Genomic DNA, 19,041 nt, shown 5'->3' with positions numbered 1-19,041 from the left:
TCAACAAAAAAAGCATCAATAATTTTGGAGGTATTCGCATGGAATTTAGAGTTCTGCAATACTTTCTAGCCGTTGTCAGAGAAGAAAGCATTACACGGGCAGCTGAAGTACTGCATATTACTCAGCCGACATTAAGTCGGCAGTTGGCACAGCTGGAAGAAGAACTTGGTGTTAACTTATTTTCCAGAGAGAAGCGAAAAATCGCACTGACGAACGAGGGTGTTTTATTGCGTCGCCGTGCAGAAGAAATTATAGAATTGATCGACAAGACGGAAAGGGAACTACTTGAGGAGGAAGCACTGATTGATGGTGTGGTTTCGTTTGGATGTGGTGAGCTAGCTTCAGTACAAGTATTGTCTGATTTTATTAAGTCCTTTCATCAGAAATATCCTCGCGTCAGATACGATCTATACACTGCAAATGCAGACCAAATCAAAGACAGGATGGATAGAGGGTTGACAGACATTGGCTTGTTATTGGAACCGGTTAATATTGAAAAATATGATTATATACGACTCAATGTAAAAGAAAGATGGGTTGTATTAATGCCTCCAGACGATGAATTGGCGAAGAAAGACTATGTCACAGCTGAAGATTTAAAGAATTTACCAATGATTATAACGCGCCGTACCAGTTTGCGGAATGAACTGGCAAGCTGGTTTGGGGACTATTTCAAAAGTCTCAATATTGTATTTTCACATAGCATGAGTACCAATGCAGCAATCATGGTACGAAACGGCTTGGGATATGCCCTGGTAATTGAGGGGGCAATCCCCTTTTGGGATAAATCAAAAATTTGTTATAAACCTCTGTACCCGGAAATTACGGCAACTACTGTCTTAGCCTGGAAAAGACAACAACCTTTCAGTTTGGCAACAACCGAATTTATAAGACACGTTAAATGCCTTTTAGGCATAAATAAGTAAATATGAGTATTTTTCATCTTTTTACTCCTAAGTTTATAATGCGAGTGTAAAAAGCCTTTTACACTCGTTTTTGTATGATAAAAGCGGAATCAGAGATTATACAGAAGAAGACTGCGGGTGGGTCGAATTTGTCAAATGCATGCGAGATGCAGGTCTTCCGGCTAAAGTATTGGTGGATTATGTTGCGCTTTTTCTTCAAGGTAATGAAACCCTTGAGGCAAGAAAAAAACTACTTATCGAGCAGCGCAATCTGCTCATGTCGAGAATGAAAGATATAAAGAAAACGTTGGATTACATAGATCATAAAATTGCAAATAATTGAACAGAAAATAGTTGAAAAAGGAATTAATAGCTAGAAGAATTAATCTTATAGGTAAAATCGTATTGATATTTTCTAACTCTAAAGAGCTCCAGCAATACTTGGCTGGAATTGGTTTGTTTGTTTGCGTATCTGTCTTGTGTGCGTCCCATGCAAATACCCGCTCGGTGATCTCCGAAATAAAACAGTTTGTCCAAAGGAGCGCTGCAAAACATAATGAAATACTGATCAAAACAGTTCTTCTAGATACTATTCCTTTCATAGGTTTCCTCCTTGCCAATATGAAGAGTTTTAGTAATAACACCTGCGAGCTATTGGCAGAATTAGCTATGCTGTTCAATGGATTGAACAAAATTTTGAACGACTCTACCATACCGATAGTGGTCATCAAAAATGGCAGCTACATGTTTAGCGTGCGGAAACAGATATATTTGTCGGGGGCCTTTGGTGGCATTATAGAGATCTAGGGCCATATTGACAGGAACAAGTTCATCGGCTTCACCGTGAATGTAAAGAACGGGAGTGGTGATATTGCGCACTGACCGGATCGGTGATGCCTGATGAAAGGTAAAGCGGGAATTGAAATATGCAGCAACATTTGCGTATGGTAGTAAAAGCTTAGTCAGAACCTTTCCCGGAAGATTCAGCCGCTGCTCCATTTGTAGCGCTAACAATGTTTCAAAATCAGAGTAGGAGCTATCGGCAATATAGAAAGCTACCCGTTTGCTCTTTTCATTAAGTTCGGCATGCATGAGCGCGGTCGCTGCCCCCATGGAAATTCCATGAACACCGATCATGCCTCCGGGAAAACGATGACCAACCCAATCCACCCACTGGTCCAGATCATATTTTTCATAATTGCCCCAGGTGACCGAATTACCGCCGCTATTGCCATGAGCCCGTGAGTCAACAAGCAGGAGATTAAAGCCGTCATTCAGATAAATATCTAAATAGTTTAGACCAGTCGCGCGATCTTCGGTAAAACCATGTAGGAAGATAAGAGTTTTATCTGTGGATGCTGGGTTTGGAATATACGTGGCAGACAACGGATAACCAAAGCGGGATTCGATGGTAATATCTGACCATTGTCTCTTCTTACCATTTTCTAAGATTTGCTTAAGCTTGCCGGTATTTTGGACATTCATGCGGGAATGTAAGATGCTTGTTTCTTTATAAATAACGTTTCCTATGAATAGGCCAACTCCGCTTATACAAAGAATAGCAATTAGTATACAGACTAGTAGCCGTCTTCGTCGTATTCCCTTTTCTGACACTTTGAAATTAGTATTCGATTGCATGTCCACCTCGTATGGATCTTTATGAGAAAATTTGGTATCTAAGCTTCTCGCTTCTTATATCAGTGGCATTCCTTAAATTCTTCAAAGCTTGTTATTGTCACATAATAAACCCTGAAGTTATGTCCAAGTCAAGATCAAAATTTATTTATTTGTACTATAATTCAAATTGGCGTTGCTCTAAGTTGTAATTTGACGATTGTGGAGCCAGAATAGAGGCAAGCCACAAAAGAATAAGTGTGTAATTAAAAATACATGTTCGATTGAGGACATGTATTTTTAATTTTGGCTTGACTTGGTGTTAAGTCCAAATGCTACTTTTAATTTATTTAATAAACAAAAGGAGAGGAACCCCATGAGAAAACATATTTGTATCTGTTTAGCTTCCATCCTAATGTTTTTTTTGATTGCAGGCTGTAGTACGAACGCTAATAACGGTACAGCAAATGCTGGATTTAAAGCTACGCCTGAGCCGGCGGAGACAACGAGCCGCATTCCGGTTGCCGAGAGCAGCCCGGCTAAGGGGGGATCAACAAATAAAATTCTTGTAGCCTATTTTTCGCATTCTGGCAACACACGGCAAATTGCCAAGTATATCCATGAAGACGTCGGTGGCGATATTTATGAAATTACACCAGTAAACCCATATCCCGAAAACTACGATGCTGTGGTTGCACGATTTAGACAAGAACGAGCCGTAGATGCCCGGCCTGCCCTAACTGCGAAAGTTGAAAATATGGAAGCCTACAACGTGATTTTCGTTGGTTTTCCCAACTGGGGCAGCGACATGCCTAAACCGGTTTACACTTTTTTAGAACAATACGATTTTTCCGGTAAAACCATCATTCCTTTCTGTACTCACGGCGGAGGGGGCTTTGGAAATAGCATACAGCATTTGACTGAGCTTGCCCCGAAGGCAACAATTTTGGATGGCTTTGAAACATCAGGCAGTAATGTAGGAAATCAGAAGCATGCAGTGGATAACTGGCTGCATAATATCGGGATGTTTTCATTAACCCGCACTTGAGATATGGGGTTTCAACAAAATTTTTCACTTTTTTTCTTGACCTTGTGTTAAGTCCAGGTTGTACAATAACAAAAACAAAGATACAACCCTGAGTAAAAAATGTATATGGTTGTTGTAGTGTGCAGCGAAACGATATGGAGGTGAGATGACTTTACTGGTTTTTCAACTTTAAAACACTAAATTAAAAGGAGAGAAAAAAATGAGACGACTAACAGCAATAATCCTGTCGCTTTCTCTGCTTGTTTCTGTGAGTACTTTCACAGGCAAAGCACTCGCTGCTGAGGTAAACAAAGATTCGCAAACAATTACTCGAGCCGGTTCGCAGCCTTCCAGAAAAGCCCCGACCGAATATTTTACCGGTAATGTACGCATTGACCCCCTATTCCCCGCAAACGATTCAGCACATTTCTCTGGTGGTAATGTTACGTTCGAGCCAGGAGCCCGAACCGCATGGCACACCCATCCAACAGGGCAGCATTTGATCGTTACCGCCGGCGTTGGCCGGACACAGGAGTGGGGTGGGCCGATTATGGAGGTCAAGGCGGGCGATGTAGTCTGGTGCCCGCCTGGCGTTAAACACTGGCATGGGGCTTCACCAACCACAGCAATGACGCATGTTGCACTCACAGGAACTCTTGATGACAAAAACGTTGAATGGATGGAGAAGGTTACTGACGGGCAATACAATGGCAAATGAGTGGTACATATCAGCTATTTCGGAATTTAAAAATATCAAGTAAAGGGGAAATAGCATGAATAGAAAAATCACGACAATTCTATTGGGGGTTTTCATCACTGTATTTAGCCTAACAACTATTTCAGAGGCAAAATCCATAAATGATCAAGGCTTGGACGCGAGGCAACAGGGTATTGTCACCATTGCGGCATTTACTGCCAGAGGTGATTTGCCAAAATTAAAAACGGCTTTGAACGAGGGATTGGATGCTGGGTTGACTGTTAATGAAATCAAAGAAGTCCTCGTGCAGATGTACGCCTATTGCGGCTTCCCGCGCAGCCTGAACGGAATCACTACCTTTATGAGCGTCATGGAAGAACGGAAAGCGAAAGGCATTCAAGACGAAATGGGTAAGGAAGCAAGCCCCTTACCTACCAACAAAAGTAGAATCGAACTCGGAACAGAAGTTCAGACAGGCCTGATAGGAGCACCTGCCAGGGGGCAGTTTTCACATTCGCCCCCGCCATTGATGAGTTTTTAAAGGGACATCTATTTGGGGACCTCTTCGGCCGCGACAATTTGGACTTCCAGAGCCGGGAGATTGCAACCATAGCCGCTCTGGCAAGTATGGCGGGCGTCAATTCCCAACTGCAGAGTCATTTTAACATGGGATTTAATACCGGGCTGACTGAGGCGCAGATGAAAAGTTTAATATCCGTTCTTGAGGACAGAATTGGCAAACAAGAAGCCGATAATGCGGATGAAGTGTTAGCTAGGGTTATGCGTAACAGAGCAAAATAAGCATCTTGATATGTATCTCTATTAAACGAAAATGCCCATACAGCAGGACTAAAACTTGCTGCATGGGCATTTTTGCTTTTCAGACTTTCAGAACCAAATGAGTGAACCGGCTTCGAAAATCCAGAACGCTCCTGTTGGTGAAGTTCAGCGACCGAAGAATGTATTTGCTGTGCGCATGCGTTCGAGTATATCCACCTGGAACGGGCAGCGCGGTACACATTGGCCGCAGTACGTACAGTCTCTGGCTGTTCGCCTCAATTTGAAATAATGGTCTTTAGCGAGTTCGTCGCCGGCTTGGGCAAGGTCAAGATATTTATTGACCGCGGCGATATCGATGCCATAAGGACACGGCTGACAGTGATTGCAATAAATGCAGACGCCCTTCATGTCCTGATGTGGTGTACCGGCGATAAAGGCGTAGTCGCGTTCCGCCGGCGAGCTTTTATAATAAGTGAGGACACTGGTGAGGTCATCCATATTACGCACGCCGGGCAGGCAGGAGACAACGGCCGGGCGGTCTAATGCATACTGGATGCACTGCGGCACGGACATAGCGCGCCCGAAGGGTGAAGAACTGTTGTTTAACAGGCGTCCGCCGCCATACACTTTCATGACGGTGATGCCGGCACCGCGTTTTTCCGCTTCCTGATAGAGCAACCGTCGTTCTTCGGACAGCTTCAGCTTGCCATCAACCGGAACAAAGTCATAAGCGGGGTTGAGGCTAAACATAAAGATGTCAATGAGGCCGGTTTCGAGAAAGCGGCGGGAGATATCCACCGAATGCGAAGAAAAGCCGAGATAACGGATGGTTCCATTCTGCTTGAGCTTCTGGGCGTAATTCAGGGTGCCGCCGGAAATTACCCTCTCAAAATCATCGGCCTGGTCTACGTAATGGATGAGCCCAATATCGCTGTAGTCTGTGTCGAAGCCCTGGAGCTGCTGCTCGAAACCCTGTTGTACCTCTTTTAGATCGCGTGTCCTCGTGCAGACCTGGCGCGGATATATGGCGCCAATATGCATCATCGTCATCATCTTGTCACGCCGTCCCTTCAGTGCACGGCCCATAGCTTGCGCCGGCCCAAAGTTCGACATGACGGTATCAATATGATTGATGCCTTGTTCTGAAGCATAAGCGATCATTCTTTCGATCTGAGCTGCAGAAGACTCATGCATGGAACTTACCCCGAGACCTATAGTGCTGAGTTTTACTCCAGCACGCAGGGTACGATATTCAACCGTACTGGAGAAATCCGGCGCATTTTGGTCGTTGGTTGATGGCTTGTCTGAGGGAACAGTCGATGAAGGCGATTTAAAATTGCAACCGCCGAGCAGCATGAGACCTACGGCTCCGGCTCCCATGGTTTTGATAAAATCACGACGTTTTATGATGATATACCTCTCTTTCTTTTCTAAATATAGAATAATGTATCAATTGGAGCTAACTCGAGGTCAAGCTTTTCTTGAGAAAATTTTAAACACCGGAGACATATATATATGGCTTCGGTGTTTTTCTAGATAGGTTCACTTTAAACAGTAATGTTATTGTCTGTTCTTACATAAGACATTTCCCTTTGAGTCAATTTCAAGCCAGGAGAAAATCTAACGCCCGAAAAAAGCTTGACTTTAAGTTAACTCAAGATGATAAGCTTCTATTTAGAAGAAGATAGAAAGGTAATTTAACTATGGAGAATTTTTATGACTATTAAGGAGCTTCACAGATCTCAGATATTTCAGTAGATAGCCTGTGTTATGATGTGAATCAGATTATGATGAGATGACATTGCACTGATTTATCGATGAAGTTCAAAAGAACCGTCGGAAAATTAGCGCTTTTGCAGGATCTAGAAATGAACTGGGGGACGAAATTTTGATTAGAAATATATTGAATGTAGCAATGATGGTACTTCTGCTGTTGAACATGAATTATCGTTTCATGGGAAATGCCTTCCATGAAATCGGCGGGGTGGTTCTTGCTTTTCTGTTTATTTTCCATAATGTGCTGAATTGGCGCTGGTATGTTGTCTTCTTCAAAGGCAGGCAGAGTATTAGACGTTCCATCGTTGTTATTGCTTATGGCGTCTATGCATCCTTTACGAATAACATCGGAGAGAAGCTTCTTATGCAGAGTTTTTTCGTGGGGTGGGGTGAAGAGCCTTCCCTGTGGGGGTTCCTACTGGACCATTTGGCAATTGTAGGCTGTTATGTTAGCATAACATATTATCTGTTATGTTTGCTGCGCAAAAGAAACATGTGAAATGCCTTTTAAGCATTGATTGACCATGAAAAGAAGGTATTAGACATATTAAAGGTCTAGATTTATCATAACATGTAAGTGAAGTTGGGAAGGATAGCTTATGCTGCAAAGCCCAATAGCACTTACATTTTTTATTAAGGAAAGAAGAAGGATGAACACAAACGAGGCAAGCAAACATTTTCCCGTCAGTATGGAAAAATTACAGTATTACGAGCAGAACGGCTTATTGGAAAGCGAAAAGCTCCAAGATGGTTCTTCTAATTATAAGAATGCAGATTTTCGCCGCATTGGCTTGATTCACTTTTTGTTGGACGCGGGGTTGGAGCTTAACGTTTTGAAAGAGTTCGTGAAGTTGCTTGATAGCAGAGCAACAACAAAATATGAACAAATCCGTATATTGAGAAAACAGAGATATAAGCTGCTGGATGATATTCACGACAAGCAGCAATCATTAGATCAACTGGATTATCTGATTCACGAAATCAAAAAAACAGAAATATAAAAGAAGAACGAGGTGAAACCATATGTTGATTGCAGAAATAAGTCAAAAGTTTGATATTTCGCAAGATACGCTTCGCTATTATGAACGCGTTGGACTGATTCCCCGTGTGAAACGCAATAAAAGCGGAAGCAGGGTTTATACGGACCAAGACTGCAGGTGGGTCGAATTTATCAAATGCATGCGCGGCGCAGGTCTTTCGGTTGAAGTATTAGTTGAGTATGTTGCGTTGCTGCAACAGGGCGAGGAAGAAACCCTTGAGGCAAGAAAAAAACTACTTATCGAGCAGCGCAATCTGCTCATGACGAGGATGGAAGATATAAAGAAAACGTTGGAACGCCTGGATTATAAAATTAAAATATTTGGCCAATCAACAATTGAGAAAGATATAACACAGCAAAAACACAGAATTGGAGCTAATCTTTTGGGCTGTATATTCGGTTAGGTCTAGCAACTTGGCCACTTCTTTACAGTATACATTCAACTTCCTCTTTTACCCAAAAAACTCGATTTCGAGTTACACGAAGGTATAGTAGCTGTATCACAGGAAACATTTCAATGCGGTATGAATGAAAAAATTTGGATTTGGGTTAACGCGGTTATCAATAACTGAAGAGGAAAATCTGCAAAGTACTAATTAGGAACTTGTAAATAGAATATGAAATGGAGATGTCTTTTTTATGAAGAAGAGAATGCTTAGAGATATTGAAGTTACAGCAGTAGGGCTTGGCTGCATGGGATTCAGTCACGGTTATGGCCTGGTGCCGGAGCGTGCAGATTCGATCACATTGATCCGAACTGCCTATGATATGGGCTGCACATTTTTTGATACGGCAGAGGCTTACGGAGCTGGCCACAATGAGGAGCTTGTTGGCGAGGCTTTGAAGTCGGTTCGGAGCGATGTTGTATTGGCAACAAAACTGCATATTCCTGATCATAACGATAAAAGCGTTCGCGAGGTAATCAGAGAACATCTGAATGCATCGCTAAAGCGGCTACAAACAGATTATGTTGATTTGTACTATCAACACCGGGTCAATAAGAGCATTCCAGTGGAAGAAGTAGCGGAATGCATGGGCGAACTGATACAGGAAGGCAAGATTCGCGGTTGGGGTCAGTCGCAGGCTACCGTAGAGGAAATCCGGCGAGCTAATGCGGTCACGTCTCTTACTGCCATTCAGAGCGAATATTCCATGATGGAGCGCATGTTTGAAAAGGATGTCATTCCTGCTTGTGAAGAACTGGGAATCGGATTTGTACCCTTCTCTCCGTTGGCAAGCGGCTTTTTGAGTGGTAAATATACGCAAAACAGCAAGTATGTAGGAGATGATGTTCGGCGTGTAATCACCCGGTATCAGAAAGAAAATGTGGAAGCAAACCAACCATTGTTGGATTTATTAAATCACTTTGCTGTTCAGAAGGATGTAACACCGGCACAGATTTCCTTAGCGTGGATGCTCTATAAAAAAGATTTTATCGTTCCGATTCCAGGTATGCGAAAGGTTGAGCGGTTTAAGGAGAATCTTGGAGCTTGTGATGAAATACTTTCTGAAGAAGAATATAATGCAATTGAATTTGAGCTTACAAAGATAGAAATTCATGGTAACCGCACAGATGAAGATATAGCAAAGTTATATGAATGATTGAGGGGCGGTTTGTCAAACTGGACGCAACAAATAAAGGAAATCCAAAACTATGGAATTTACTCAAACCCATAAGGTGGTATTTGCAATAGTTCCAGTTGGAAGTATTGAACGTATATGTTAGTCGTTTTTTAAACAGAATTTTGGCCGTGAAGTCAAAGCTCAAACAACTCCAGTTGAACTGGGGCAGCACAATTAAAATAGCATGGAGTAATAGGAGAGACTATCAAATTAATACATTGTTGACGATGTTTCATCATTATAATGAACATGGATTTGCTGGCAATCCGAATGTTTTGACGTGGAAACTCGGCCGAAGAGCAAATGATTTTGTATCCTTTGTACATAGGAACAATGCAAAGCAAAAGATAATCTCTGCCTTAGAAAAGAACAATGAAAAATTTGATTGCAAGCGAAGGGGGATCTATGCGCCTTACAGGAAATATGATTTTGATAACAGGAGGAGCCTCTGGAATTGACCTGAGTTTGACTAAACGATTTTTGGAAACCGGACATTTGCGGCAGAAGACCGGACAAGTTGATGAGACGTCCCTGGTAAATTGAAACTGCACCCGCCAAGTATGATGCCTACAGCTCTATATGCAGATTTTACAAAGAAAGTTGCCGCTTATTATACCGGTGCAGGGGCGTCAGGAGAGTTTCGTCCATTTCAAAGAGTAGTCTCGTTTGTGCAAATGAGATAGAGTTTTTTTCTTTCTGGCTTCATAAGTTAAAATGAGTTTTTCCTGGTTGCTATATCGCACAGACAAGAAATTAATTATAAAAAATCAAAGAAACTAGTAGTTTCTGAATTAAGATGAAAGGATGAAGGAAAGATGAAACCGTTAAAAAAATCAACACTTTTATTATCGTTTCTGCTTATTTTGCTTTTGGCTAGTACATCTTTGGCTAAAGAGACTGGCAATAAAGGGCAGCAGCCCATTGTACTAAAAACCATGGGAAGTTTATACTTTGGTGGAACAGTAAGCTCAGACAACGATGGTGAAACTTTTCATGGTGATCATGGTTATGCCCAGTATTTCATTCCGAAAAATTCCCGAACGTATCCGCTTGTCATGTGGCATGGTCTAGGACAGTCTGGCAGGACATGGGAAACTACTCCCGATGGTCGTGAAGGATTTATGCAGATTTTGCCCCGCCAAGATTGGTCTGTTTATATTATTGATCAGCCTCGCCGCGGACGTGCCGGACGAACACAAGCTACCTTTGCAGATCCAAATGCTATTCCTACAACTGCACGGGAGAGCGCTGCATGGAGTGTTTTCCGGCTTGGTACTTGGAATCCTCCAAACGGTCCTACTTTTTTCCCGGGAGTGCAATTTCCTCAAGATGCAGCTTCAATAGAACAGTTTCTGCGCCAACAGACACCTAATACAGGCGATGAACCTTCTCCTAGTGTTGAGCATAGGGACTTTATGGCTGATACAATGGTGGACCTTTTCCGTCAAATCGGCCCTGGCATTCTCATTACTCATTCTCGCAGCGGACAGTATGGTTGGGCTACAGCTATGAAGCAACCAGAATTAATTAAAGCTATAGTAGCTTACGAGCCTGGAGCTTTTGCTTTTCCAGAGGACGAGCCCCCTGTTGATATTGCTACTGATAATGATTTACTGAAGAAGTCTCAAGCACCACAATTAGTCCCCAAAGAAGACTTTTTAAAGCTAACCAAGATGCCGATCCTGGTGGTTTTTGGTGATAATATTGCCAAAACTCCAAGTTCAATCTACGGAGTCGAACTCTGGCGAATGGATATTGAGAGAGCAAAACAGTTTGTGGAGGCTGTGAACCGCCATGGCGGAGATGCTGTACTCGTTGAGCTTCCGGAATTTGGTATCCATGGCAATACTCATTTTCCATTTGCTGATTTGAATAACGTCGAGATTGCCGATTATTTGACTAAATTTCTGAAAAGCAAAGGTCTAGACGGGCGCAATAATCCTCACAGTGGACCGGGAAAAAAGGCGATTTAAAGCCCATACCCTTTGAGAATAAAGCAAGGACTGGGCCTGAGAGCAGGACTCCTTTGCAGATAATTTGTACAACGTATGATGGAGCGTCGTTGTTCTTGTAATAATGTCCTGCTACAATCCAAGTTAAAGGATGCCTAGCGTGCAAAAATGTATATGCATTCTCTTTACAAAAAGAAGTGATAAATCAGTGTAGAGAAAACGATTTGGCGACTTTTTCAAAGCTAAGTGCCTAAAAAGGAATCAAACTTAAAGCCCTGGCAAAAAAATGAATTTGTCCATACTGTATTGGAGCGATATTGAAACTAGCCAGAGTTACCCTATAACTGGCAAACTTAAAGTATTAATTAAGACGCTTAGCTTATTTCCTGAAAAGCAGACCTTCTATATGATTCTAGTAGGAAGAGAATGGAAGTATTCCCCAATTTACTCCAATACGTTATGGATTTAAAAGCTACGTGCGTTGCAAGGCAAAACAGTACGCGGCAATAGATTTTAAGATTACTGAAGGAGGCCACTTATGATTGCGATTCCACAAGACTCTTTTCGGCTATATTTTCGAGATTTATGCGGCGCATTCAAATGGCATAAGCTGTTTCAAGGGGATATATCTGCGACAAAAATCTGATCCTCGAATTCCTTGGAAACGCAATAACCCATAATTTAGTTTGGACAATGGACTATTTTAATATATTCTATGAAAACTTTACTTCCTTTACTTTCGATACCCGACCGAAGAGCAAATTTTGTATGCCATAGAGAATGCAACCAAAGCCACAATTCAGGAAATAGGTAAGGCGGGGATTCCATTTCAAGTATTCATTCGGCAGGTTGATGAAAATAAGTGGATTTGGATGCCTAAATATAATGCGATTGTGTGTGATCTAACTCATATAACAGAACTTACTTATATGGACTTATGAAAGGCGTGCTAAGTAACTTAGATCGATTCGATATTTACTATAAAAACAGCAAAGCGTTGCCAGAAAAAGCAGATGTTGATGCTTTAGTTTCGGCAATTCAAAAAGAAGCCGGAAAAAGCTAATCTTTTTCGTCTTCTTTGTTTTATGGAGAAAGCGACTAACTAACACTTTACCTATGACTAGTATGCAACACCATTACTGATTCTAAAATGTCCGCAATAATTTTTAACATTAAAATACCATGTATACTGAGCAACGGAGCCAGTAGTTTAAACCGCTTGAGTTACTAAATGGCCGGATGAAGCTAATTTCAATTAGCTTCATCCGGCCATTTTTTTTATGCCTAAAAGGAGTGGAGCGATGAATGAAAATCAAGTATGGATTCGTGATAGGAGAGATGGTGGAGATTGAAGTACCGGAAGTAATCGGCAAAGTGCTGATTGGAATTGACAAGGAAAACCAAAACAGCGAACGACAGGAAAGTCGTCGGCATAATTCGATTGACGCATTGGCGGAGTTAGGCGTTCAGCTGGCAGCTACCTGTGAAGAGCTTACTGACTCCATCGAAGCGCGGGAAGCAAGGGAAGCATTACGCCATGCACTCGACAAGTTGCTTCCTCAGCTCCCCACCCGCTATGCGGAATCCGCATCGGGTGGTCCTGACCTGCGCAAGTGAATTTTTGTATTTATTGTAGATGATAAGATCGTAAATAGATGACTATATGTCCAATAAAAGCAATATCTCGAACATTTTAGATGCTGTATTATGCGGGAAAGGAAGTTATCGATAAAATCAATAACAAAAATTAAATTTTATTATGACTTTTGAAATCATTTTGCTATAATTATTATAGATACTATAAGAAGTAAAGGGATATGAAATAAGGAGGATTTTGTTTTGCAAAAAAAAATTTATCAAGTGTTTTCCTTGATGTTAGCTCTTATTTTAATCTTCTCAATTGCAGGTTGTTCAGGTGACAAGCAGGCGAATCAATCAAATCAGCCAGCAATGTCCAATGCAAAATCCATTAAGTTAGGCACATTAGTTACCTTACAGCCTTTTATGGTTGTTTTAAAAGATGAGCTTGTCAAAAAGGGATATAACGTAGAACTTGTGCTGTTTGATGCCAATAATATGCCGGCTACGGCAACAAAAGATGGCAATATTGATGGTTTTATCCATAATCATCTTCCCTGGATTAAAACTTTTAACCAGCAAAATAATTCAAAACTCGAAATGATGCAGCCGTACCTGTTTTATTATCGCACCGCAATGTATTCTTCCAAGTATAAAAACATCGACGAGTTTCCTAAAGGTATTCAGATTGCCATCCCCAATGATCCTACCAATATTGAAACTAGCTTATTAATGCTTCAACAACTGAATTTAGTTACTTTAGGAGAGAAAAAAGAAAAGTTTTATACGATTCTCGATATAAAAGAAAATCCAAAACAAATTAAGTTCTTAGAGACTGAGATTTCAACAACGGCTAGAAGCATTAGTGATGCTGGAGCCGTGATTTGCCCGGCGATTCGTGCTAAGCAAGCAGGCATTGATCCGAATTCTTTCCTTGCCGAAGATAAAACAACGGTAAATTTCCCAGTCGGTTTAACGATTGATGCCAAGAATGCTCAAGCACCCTGGGTTAAGGATGCAATGGATATCCTGAAATCCGAGAGTATAAAAGCCAAATTCAACGAACTCTACAATGGAGCTTTGGTTCTGTTATAATCATCATGTAAAAACTTTAATATGTCCTCAGTAAAAAGTAAAAAGCAGCAAATATTTGTTGCTTTTGCTTTTTTCTGAGGACAGCAGAAATGGAAAAGGGTGATCAATTTGATCTCGATCAAGCATTTGAAAAAATGCTTTGCTGAGCAGACTGTGCTTAATGATATTAATCTACATATCGGAAAAGGTAAAATCTATGGCCTGGTTGGGCGCAGTGGAGCGGGGAAATCCACACTGCTCCGTTGTATCAATGGATTGGAAAGCTATGACGAAGGATCGTTGACTGTTGACAGTATTGAAGTAAGCTCGTTATCAGCAAAGGCAGCCCGGGAATTCAAAAAGGATATTGGTATGATCTTTCAGCAGTTTTCACTTTTAAGTCGTTTGAATGTATATGAGAATATCGCTTTACCCATGAAATGCTGGAATTACAATCAGACTCACATCGACAGAAAGGTTAAAGAGCTCGTGGAAGTAGTGGGGATTCACGATAAAATCCACGCTTTTCCTGCACAACTATCCGGAGGGCAGAAACAGCGGGTTGCTATTGCGCGTGCTCTTGCCATGAATCCTAGAATATTATTGTGCGATGAAGCCACCTCTGCGCTGGATCCGCAAACAGCTAACTCCATTATTTCGCTGCTTGATACAATTAACAAGCAGATGGGAATTACTATTGTTGTCGTTACCCATCAAATGTCTGTGCTTAGACGATCTTGCGAAGACATTTCGATTTTGGAAAATGGCAAAATTGCGGAGAGTGGCAGCGTAGTAGAAATTTTTCTGCGACAACCTAAGGCACTAATCAATTTAATCGGCCGGAAAGATCAGATATTGCCCCATACTGGAATAAACATAAAAATTTCCTTATCGCAGGAAGTAGCACAGAAACCGCTTATTACAGAAATGGCCCGGAATTTGCAAATCGATTTTCTGTTCATGGGTGGGGAAATGGAGCGTTTTCGAGACAGCGTGCTTGGTTCGCTAACTATAAATGTAAATGATGAAGACTATACCGGGGTAACTGAATTTTTGAATGCCCATCGGGTGCCCTGGCAAGTATTATTGCCCCTTGAGTGTGCTGAGCAAGCCTTGGCCGAGGAGGAATATTGATGTTCGATAGTATGTCTTGGGCAAATCTGTGGCGCTATTTTGATGGAATAATAGGTCCTTCCATATTTTCGACGCTACGTATGCTTGTAGCAACCATGATTCTTGCTTTTATTTTTGGCTTTTTATTAGCCGTTGCCTTGTATATTACTCATCCGGATGGACTGAAACCAAACAAGACAATCTATCGCATTCTCAACTTTTTTGTTAATTCCATTCGTTCTTTTCCGATCATCATTCTTATTGTTGCCATATCTCCAATTACTCGGATAGTGGTTGGGACAACGATTGGCGAAGAAGCGGCTATTCTGCCCTTAACCCTTGCTGCAACTCCTTTTTTAGCGCGAATATTGGAAAATGCCTTTCTGCAAGTTGACAGGCAATTGGTTGAAGCGGCCCGTTCTTTCGGTGCTTCAGATCGCCAAATTATTTTCAGAGTAATTGTAAAGGAATCGGTGCCTTCCATCGTTTCTGGTACTACACTGGCAACAATTACTTATCTTTCGGCCACAACAATGGCCGGAGCAGTCGGAGCTGGCGGGTTAGGTGCTGTAGCGCTAAATTATGGCTATCAAAGCTTTAATGATATGGTACTTTATACAGCGGTAATCATTCTTTTGATTCTAGTCTATATCATTCAAATTACAGGTGATTACTTGTACAAAAAAATATGATTTTTACAAGCTGAGGTGATTTTTTTGAATAGGGAATTGTATATGGAAACCATCATCAGACTGAACTGCGCTTTGGATTTGGAGAGAAAAGCTGTCGGGGTTAAGTTTCTTCATACGGAGGAGGAGTATCAGCTTGCCGCTGCGAAGACAATTACGGAACCGATTAATTATTGCGTCATGGTTCGTTTGGCAACCCAAGGCAGGGCAACGAAAGCCATTGGCAATAACCTTGCTTGTTTGGCAGGAGCTAGGGCATTAGGATTAAAAGAGATAGACGCTTACCACCGGTCAGGTCAAAACGGAAAAAAACTGGGGTTATATAACGATATGCCCACAGCGAAGCGAACGCGGGATGGAATGAGTTACTGTGACCATCAAGCCTTCGGCATTATGGTTAAACCATTAGAAGACTATGATAGTGAGCCGGATGTCGTGATTATCGTTTCTACCCCTTATAATATTATGAGAATCGTACAGGGGTACTCTTATTATAATGGCATGCAATCGAACTTTAAAATGACTGGCAACCAAGCTGTTTGTTCTGAGTCAACAGCTTACCCCTATTTAAGCAATGATATTAATGCTTCTTTGCTTTGTATTGGAACACGGCATCAAGCCGGCTGGAGTGATCATGAACTTGCTGTCGGTTTTCCAATTGGCCTTTTCACTAAAATTGTAGATGGTATTATGAACACAGTGAATATAATGGAGAATAATCAAAAAAAAGAGGTTATAGAAAAAAAGCTTCTCGCAAACGGAATCGGTGAATTGAAAATTAAGTACGATTTTAATTATTACCGTTAGAAATGTTCCCTAAAAGGGGGGGCATCTTTACACGAAACGTTATTTTCGCGATTAGTATTACCTTTCTAACAAAACACACGTGGAGTGTGCGTTTGGCTGAAAAAAACACAGCCCGTGAAACCAGGCGCGAACTGGGTTTGATGGCTGTGGGGAAATATGGTATATGTTTCCTTTGACGTAGTTAGAAAACATCATTTGGAGAAAAGGTGGCATTAAAGCCGGGTACAGTAGTCCGGCTTTTGGCTATTTTGGTATCAGTTAAAGCAGAGCATGAAGAAAATGGCTGCAGGGAAAATACGGGGATGGGTATATTTTTAGAAACATTTACCCCTGTCCTCGTTTTTTCTTTGCCTTGATAGAGAAAATAATAGTAGTTGGCAGGGAGCAAGTGATTGTTAGCTTGCTTGATGGTATGGAGATGGAGTGGGAAAGGAAACGCCGGCTAGGGTGGTTTTGATGACCATCTTAGTCGGCTCTATTTCCATTCAAGTTAGCAAAAAACATACTAAACATATGTTCTGATATTATGTATATGGAGGTGGATAGTGATGAGCGAACATGTCTGCTAACCGTCAAATTATTACATAATATCACTTGTTTCCCCAATTTTATCCATATAAATTATATACTTAACTTTATGACAGTGGATGTTAGATTGTGCGAAAGTAAAATAAATCATATTGACATAGAATAGTACGAATTGTATAATTTTGTTGTATACAATATGTGTACGACATGAATATTAAGGAGGATTGGTGAAATATTAGTTCAAGAATGTACCAGGTCACGGGGACGAACGAAATAACTTTCATATATTTTGTGCTTTGAGCGACGGGCTCGATTGCGGCATACAGAGAAAGGAATGAAAATTACAATGTCAGTATTTTTGGTTTTTGTTGGGGTAGCTTTGATATTAGTACTTATGGTTGTTTTAAAGATCGATGGCTTTATTTCATTGATGTTGGCGGCCATAGCCGTTGGATTAATGGAGGGTATGCAGTTAAATGCAATTACAAAATCAATATATAATGGGATTGGCGATCAATTAAAAAGCTTAATTTTAATACTTACATTTGGTGCTATGCTAGGTAAATTATTGGCTGAATCAGGTGCGGCCCAAAAAATCGCCAATACCCTCATCAAAAAATTTGGCCTTAAAAATATTCAATGGGCTATATTGTTAACTGCAATTATTATTGGTATTACAATGTTTTATGAAGCAGGTTTTGTTGTACTAATACCGATTATATATACAGTTGCTGCTGAAACAAAATTACCCTTATTATATATAGGCCTGCCCGGTATTGTCGGCTTGGCGGCAACACACGCTTTTTTACCACCGCATCCGGGGCCTGCGGCAGTTACCGTTGTTTTTAATGCCAATATGGGAAAGACCATGCTTTTGGGTCTTCCTATTGCTATTGTTGCCGCTACATTATTAGGCGTATTCTATGCAAGAACGAACTGGGTCAAGAAGATCAACGCAGTAATGCCTGCTGGATTAATCAGTACAAATCAATTAAAAGAAGAAGAATTGCCTGGTTTTGGAATTAGCATATTATCTGCCTTGCTGCCGGTATTTCTCATAGCGATTAGCACAATTGGCGAACTCTTACTTGCAAAGAATGATCCGTTGCAAATATACTTGGGCTTTTTTGGAAGTGCACCGATTGCTTTATTTATTGCTGTTCTTTTTGCTATGTATTTTCTTGGAATTGCTCGTGGAATGAAGATGGATGAAATAGCAAAAATTAATGCTTCGGCTGTAAAAGCGATCGCCATGATCGTATTAGTCATAGCAGCCGGCGGTGCATTCAAGCAAGTCATTGTAGACTCGGGAGTTGCAAATTCTATTAAAGCAATGACTATGGGCCTGCAGATGAATCCTTATATGTTAGCGTGGTTTGTGGGAGCTGTTATAAGAATTGCCGTCGGGTCATCAACTGTTGCTGTGACAATGGCGTCAGGAATCGTATTACCGTTATTGAGTACTGTTGGAATTAGCCCCGAATTAATGGTGCTTGCTACAGCTTGTGGGACCGTATTTTGTTCTCATGTTAATGACCCTGGATTTTGGATGTTTAAGGAATATTTTGGATTGTCGCTTATAGATACGATGAAAGTTAGGACTGTATATTCATCGCTTCTTTCCATCACAGGTCTAATCGGAGTCTTGATCATAAGCGCCATTTTGTAATGCTTTGAGCGGATAAGTTCAAGAAGCGATTTAATATTCAGCGAATACTCCGTCTGTTTTTTCGATGGCTGAATGGTCTTCAACTTACTATATACAACACTATCGAATCGAAAGGTTATTGTGAACGCAGCGGAGTGTGGCAATCTCAAACCCTAATCTTGTGCCAGAGT

The 19,041-nt window shown here is 41.2% G+C and carries 18 protein-coding genes; 16 read left to right on the top strand and 2 right to left on the bottom strand.

Features of this window, described 5'->3' with window-relative positions; all coding sequences use genetic code 11:
- The first annotated feature begins 38 nt into the window (after positions 1 to 38).
- Entirely contained in the window at positions 39 to 926 is an 888-nt protein-coding gene (locus SATMO3_RS18135; RefSeq protein WP_371371148.1) for a LysR family transcriptional regulator, read from the top strand.
- A gap of 642 nt (positions 927 to 1,568) precedes the next feature.
- Here SATMO3_RS18135 and SATMO3_RS18130 read toward each other — a convergent pair.
- The gene (locus SATMO3_RS18130; RefSeq protein ID WP_371371147.1) at positions 1,569 to 2,543 is read right to left on the bottom strand and encodes an alpha/beta hydrolase; all 975 of its coding nucleotides are present in this window, start codon (positions 2,541 to 2,543) and stop codon (positions 1,569 to 1,571) included.
- Between the two features lie 352 nt (positions 2,544 to 2,895).
- Between SATMO3_RS18130 and SATMO3_RS18125 the strand changes: the two genes are divergently transcribed.
- From SATMO3_RS18125 to SATMO3_RS18110, 4 genes are all read left to right on the top strand, one after another.
- Positions 2,896 to 3,567, top strand: a complete 672-nt coding sequence (locus tag SATMO3_RS18125) for a flavodoxin (protein WP_371371146.1) — start codon at positions 2,896 to 2,898, stop codon at positions 3,565 to 3,567.
- Between the two features lie 199 nt (positions 3,568 to 3,766).
- Positions 3,767 to 4,264 (top strand): cupin domain-containing protein, encoded by a 498-nt coding sequence (locus SATMO3_RS18120; protein ID WP_371371145.1) that lies wholly within the window; start codon positions 3,767 to 3,769, stop codon positions 4,262 to 4,264.
- 55 nt (positions 4,265 to 4,319) lie between these two features.
- Entirely contained in the window at positions 4,320 to 4,784 is a 465-nt protein-coding gene (locus tag SATMO3_RS18115; protein ID WP_371371144.1) for a carboxymuconolactone decarboxylase family protein, read from the top strand.
- Positions 4,785 to 4,822: 38 nt separating this feature from the next.
- Entirely contained in the window at positions 4,823 to 5,044 is a 222-nt protein-coding gene (locus SATMO3_RS18110; protein ID WP_371371143.1) for a hypothetical protein, read from the top strand.
- A 144-nt stretch (positions 5,045 to 5,188) separates the two neighbouring features.
- Here SATMO3_RS18110 and SATMO3_RS18105 read toward each other — a convergent pair whose 3' ends face one another.
- Positions 5,189 to 6,379, bottom strand: coding sequence for an aldo/keto reductase (locus SATMO3_RS18105; protein WP_371371142.1), 1,191 nt, complete (start codon positions 6,377 to 6,379; stop codon positions 5,189 to 5,191).
- 532 nt (positions 6,380 to 6,911) lie between these two features.
- Here SATMO3_RS18105 and SATMO3_RS18100 point away from each other — a divergent pair.
- From SATMO3_RS18100 to SATMO3_RS18050, 11 genes are all read left to right on the top strand, one after another.
- On the top strand, positions 6,912 to 7,298 hold the full coding sequence (locus SATMO3_RS18100) for a hypothetical protein (RefSeq protein ID WP_371371141.1): 387 nt from the start codon (positions 6,912 to 6,914) through the stop codon (positions 7,296 to 7,298).
- A gap of 100 nt (positions 7,299 to 7,398) precedes the next feature.
- Positions 7,399 to 7,800: a MerR family transcriptional regulator gene (locus SATMO3_RS18095; protein ID WP_371371140.1), complete on the top strand. Its 402-nt coding sequence runs from the start codon at positions 7,399 to 7,401 to the stop codon at positions 7,798 to 7,800.
- A gap of 22 nt (positions 7,801 to 7,822) precedes the next feature.
- Entirely contained in the window at positions 7,823 to 8,242 is a 420-nt protein-coding gene (locus SATMO3_RS18090) for a MerR family transcriptional regulator (protein WP_371371139.1), read from the top strand.
- Between the two features lie 235 nt (positions 8,243 to 8,477).
- Positions 8,478 to 9,440, top strand: a complete 963-nt coding sequence (locus SATMO3_RS18085; RefSeq protein WP_371371138.1) for an aldo/keto reductase — start codon at positions 8,478 to 8,480, stop codon at positions 9,438 to 9,440.
- Positions 9,441 to 10,276: 836 nt separating this feature from the next.
- Positions 10,277 to 11,434: an alpha/beta fold hydrolase gene (locus SATMO3_RS18080; RefSeq protein ID WP_371371137.1), complete on the top strand. Its 1,158-nt coding sequence runs from the start codon at positions 10,277 to 10,279 to the stop codon at positions 11,432 to 11,434.
- Positions 11,435 to 12,718: 1,284 nt separating this feature from the next.
- Positions 12,719 to 13,030, top strand: a complete 312-nt coding sequence (locus tag SATMO3_RS18075; protein WP_371371136.1) for a hypothetical protein — start codon at positions 12,719 to 12,721, stop codon at positions 13,028 to 13,030.
- Positions 13,031 to 13,252: 222 nt separating this feature from the next.
- Entirely contained in the window at positions 13,253 to 14,086 is an 834-nt protein-coding gene (locus tag SATMO3_RS18070; protein ID WP_371371135.1) for a MetQ/NlpA family ABC transporter substrate-binding protein, read from the top strand.
- 108 nt (positions 14,087 to 14,194) lie between these two features.
- Positions 14,195 to 15,199 (top strand): methionine ABC transporter ATP-binding protein, encoded by a 1,005-nt coding sequence (locus SATMO3_RS18065; protein WP_371371134.1) that lies wholly within the window; start codon positions 14,195 to 14,197, stop codon positions 15,197 to 15,199.
- Positions 15,199 to 15,870, top strand: a complete 672-nt coding sequence (locus SATMO3_RS18060; protein WP_371371133.1) for a methionine ABC transporter permease — start codon at positions 15,199 to 15,201, stop codon at positions 15,868 to 15,870. Before SATMO3_RS18065 ends, SATMO3_RS18060 begins: the two co-directional genes overlap by 1 nt.
- 42 nt (positions 15,871 to 15,912) lie before the next feature.
- Positions 15,913 to 16,674 (top strand): DUF169 domain-containing protein, encoded by a 762-nt coding sequence (locus tag SATMO3_RS18055; protein ID WP_371371132.1) that lies wholly within the window; start codon positions 15,913 to 15,915, stop codon positions 16,672 to 16,674.
- Between the two features lie 862 nt (positions 16,675 to 17,536).
- The gene (locus tag SATMO3_RS18050) at positions 17,537 to 18,871 is read left to right on the top strand and encodes a gluconate:H+ symporter (protein WP_371371131.1); all 1,335 of its coding nucleotides are present in this window, start codon (positions 17,537 to 17,539) and stop codon (positions 18,869 to 18,871) included.
- Positions 18,872 to 19,041 lie beyond the last annotated feature (170 nt).

Origin of the sequence: Sporomusa aerivorans, assembly GCF_041428895.1 — a bacterium.
Taxonomy (GTDB): Bacteria; Bacillota; Negativicutes; order Sporomusales; family Sporomusaceae; genus Sporomusa; species Sporomusa aerivorans.
This window is presented reverse-complemented; position numbering and strand designations above follow the sequence as displayed.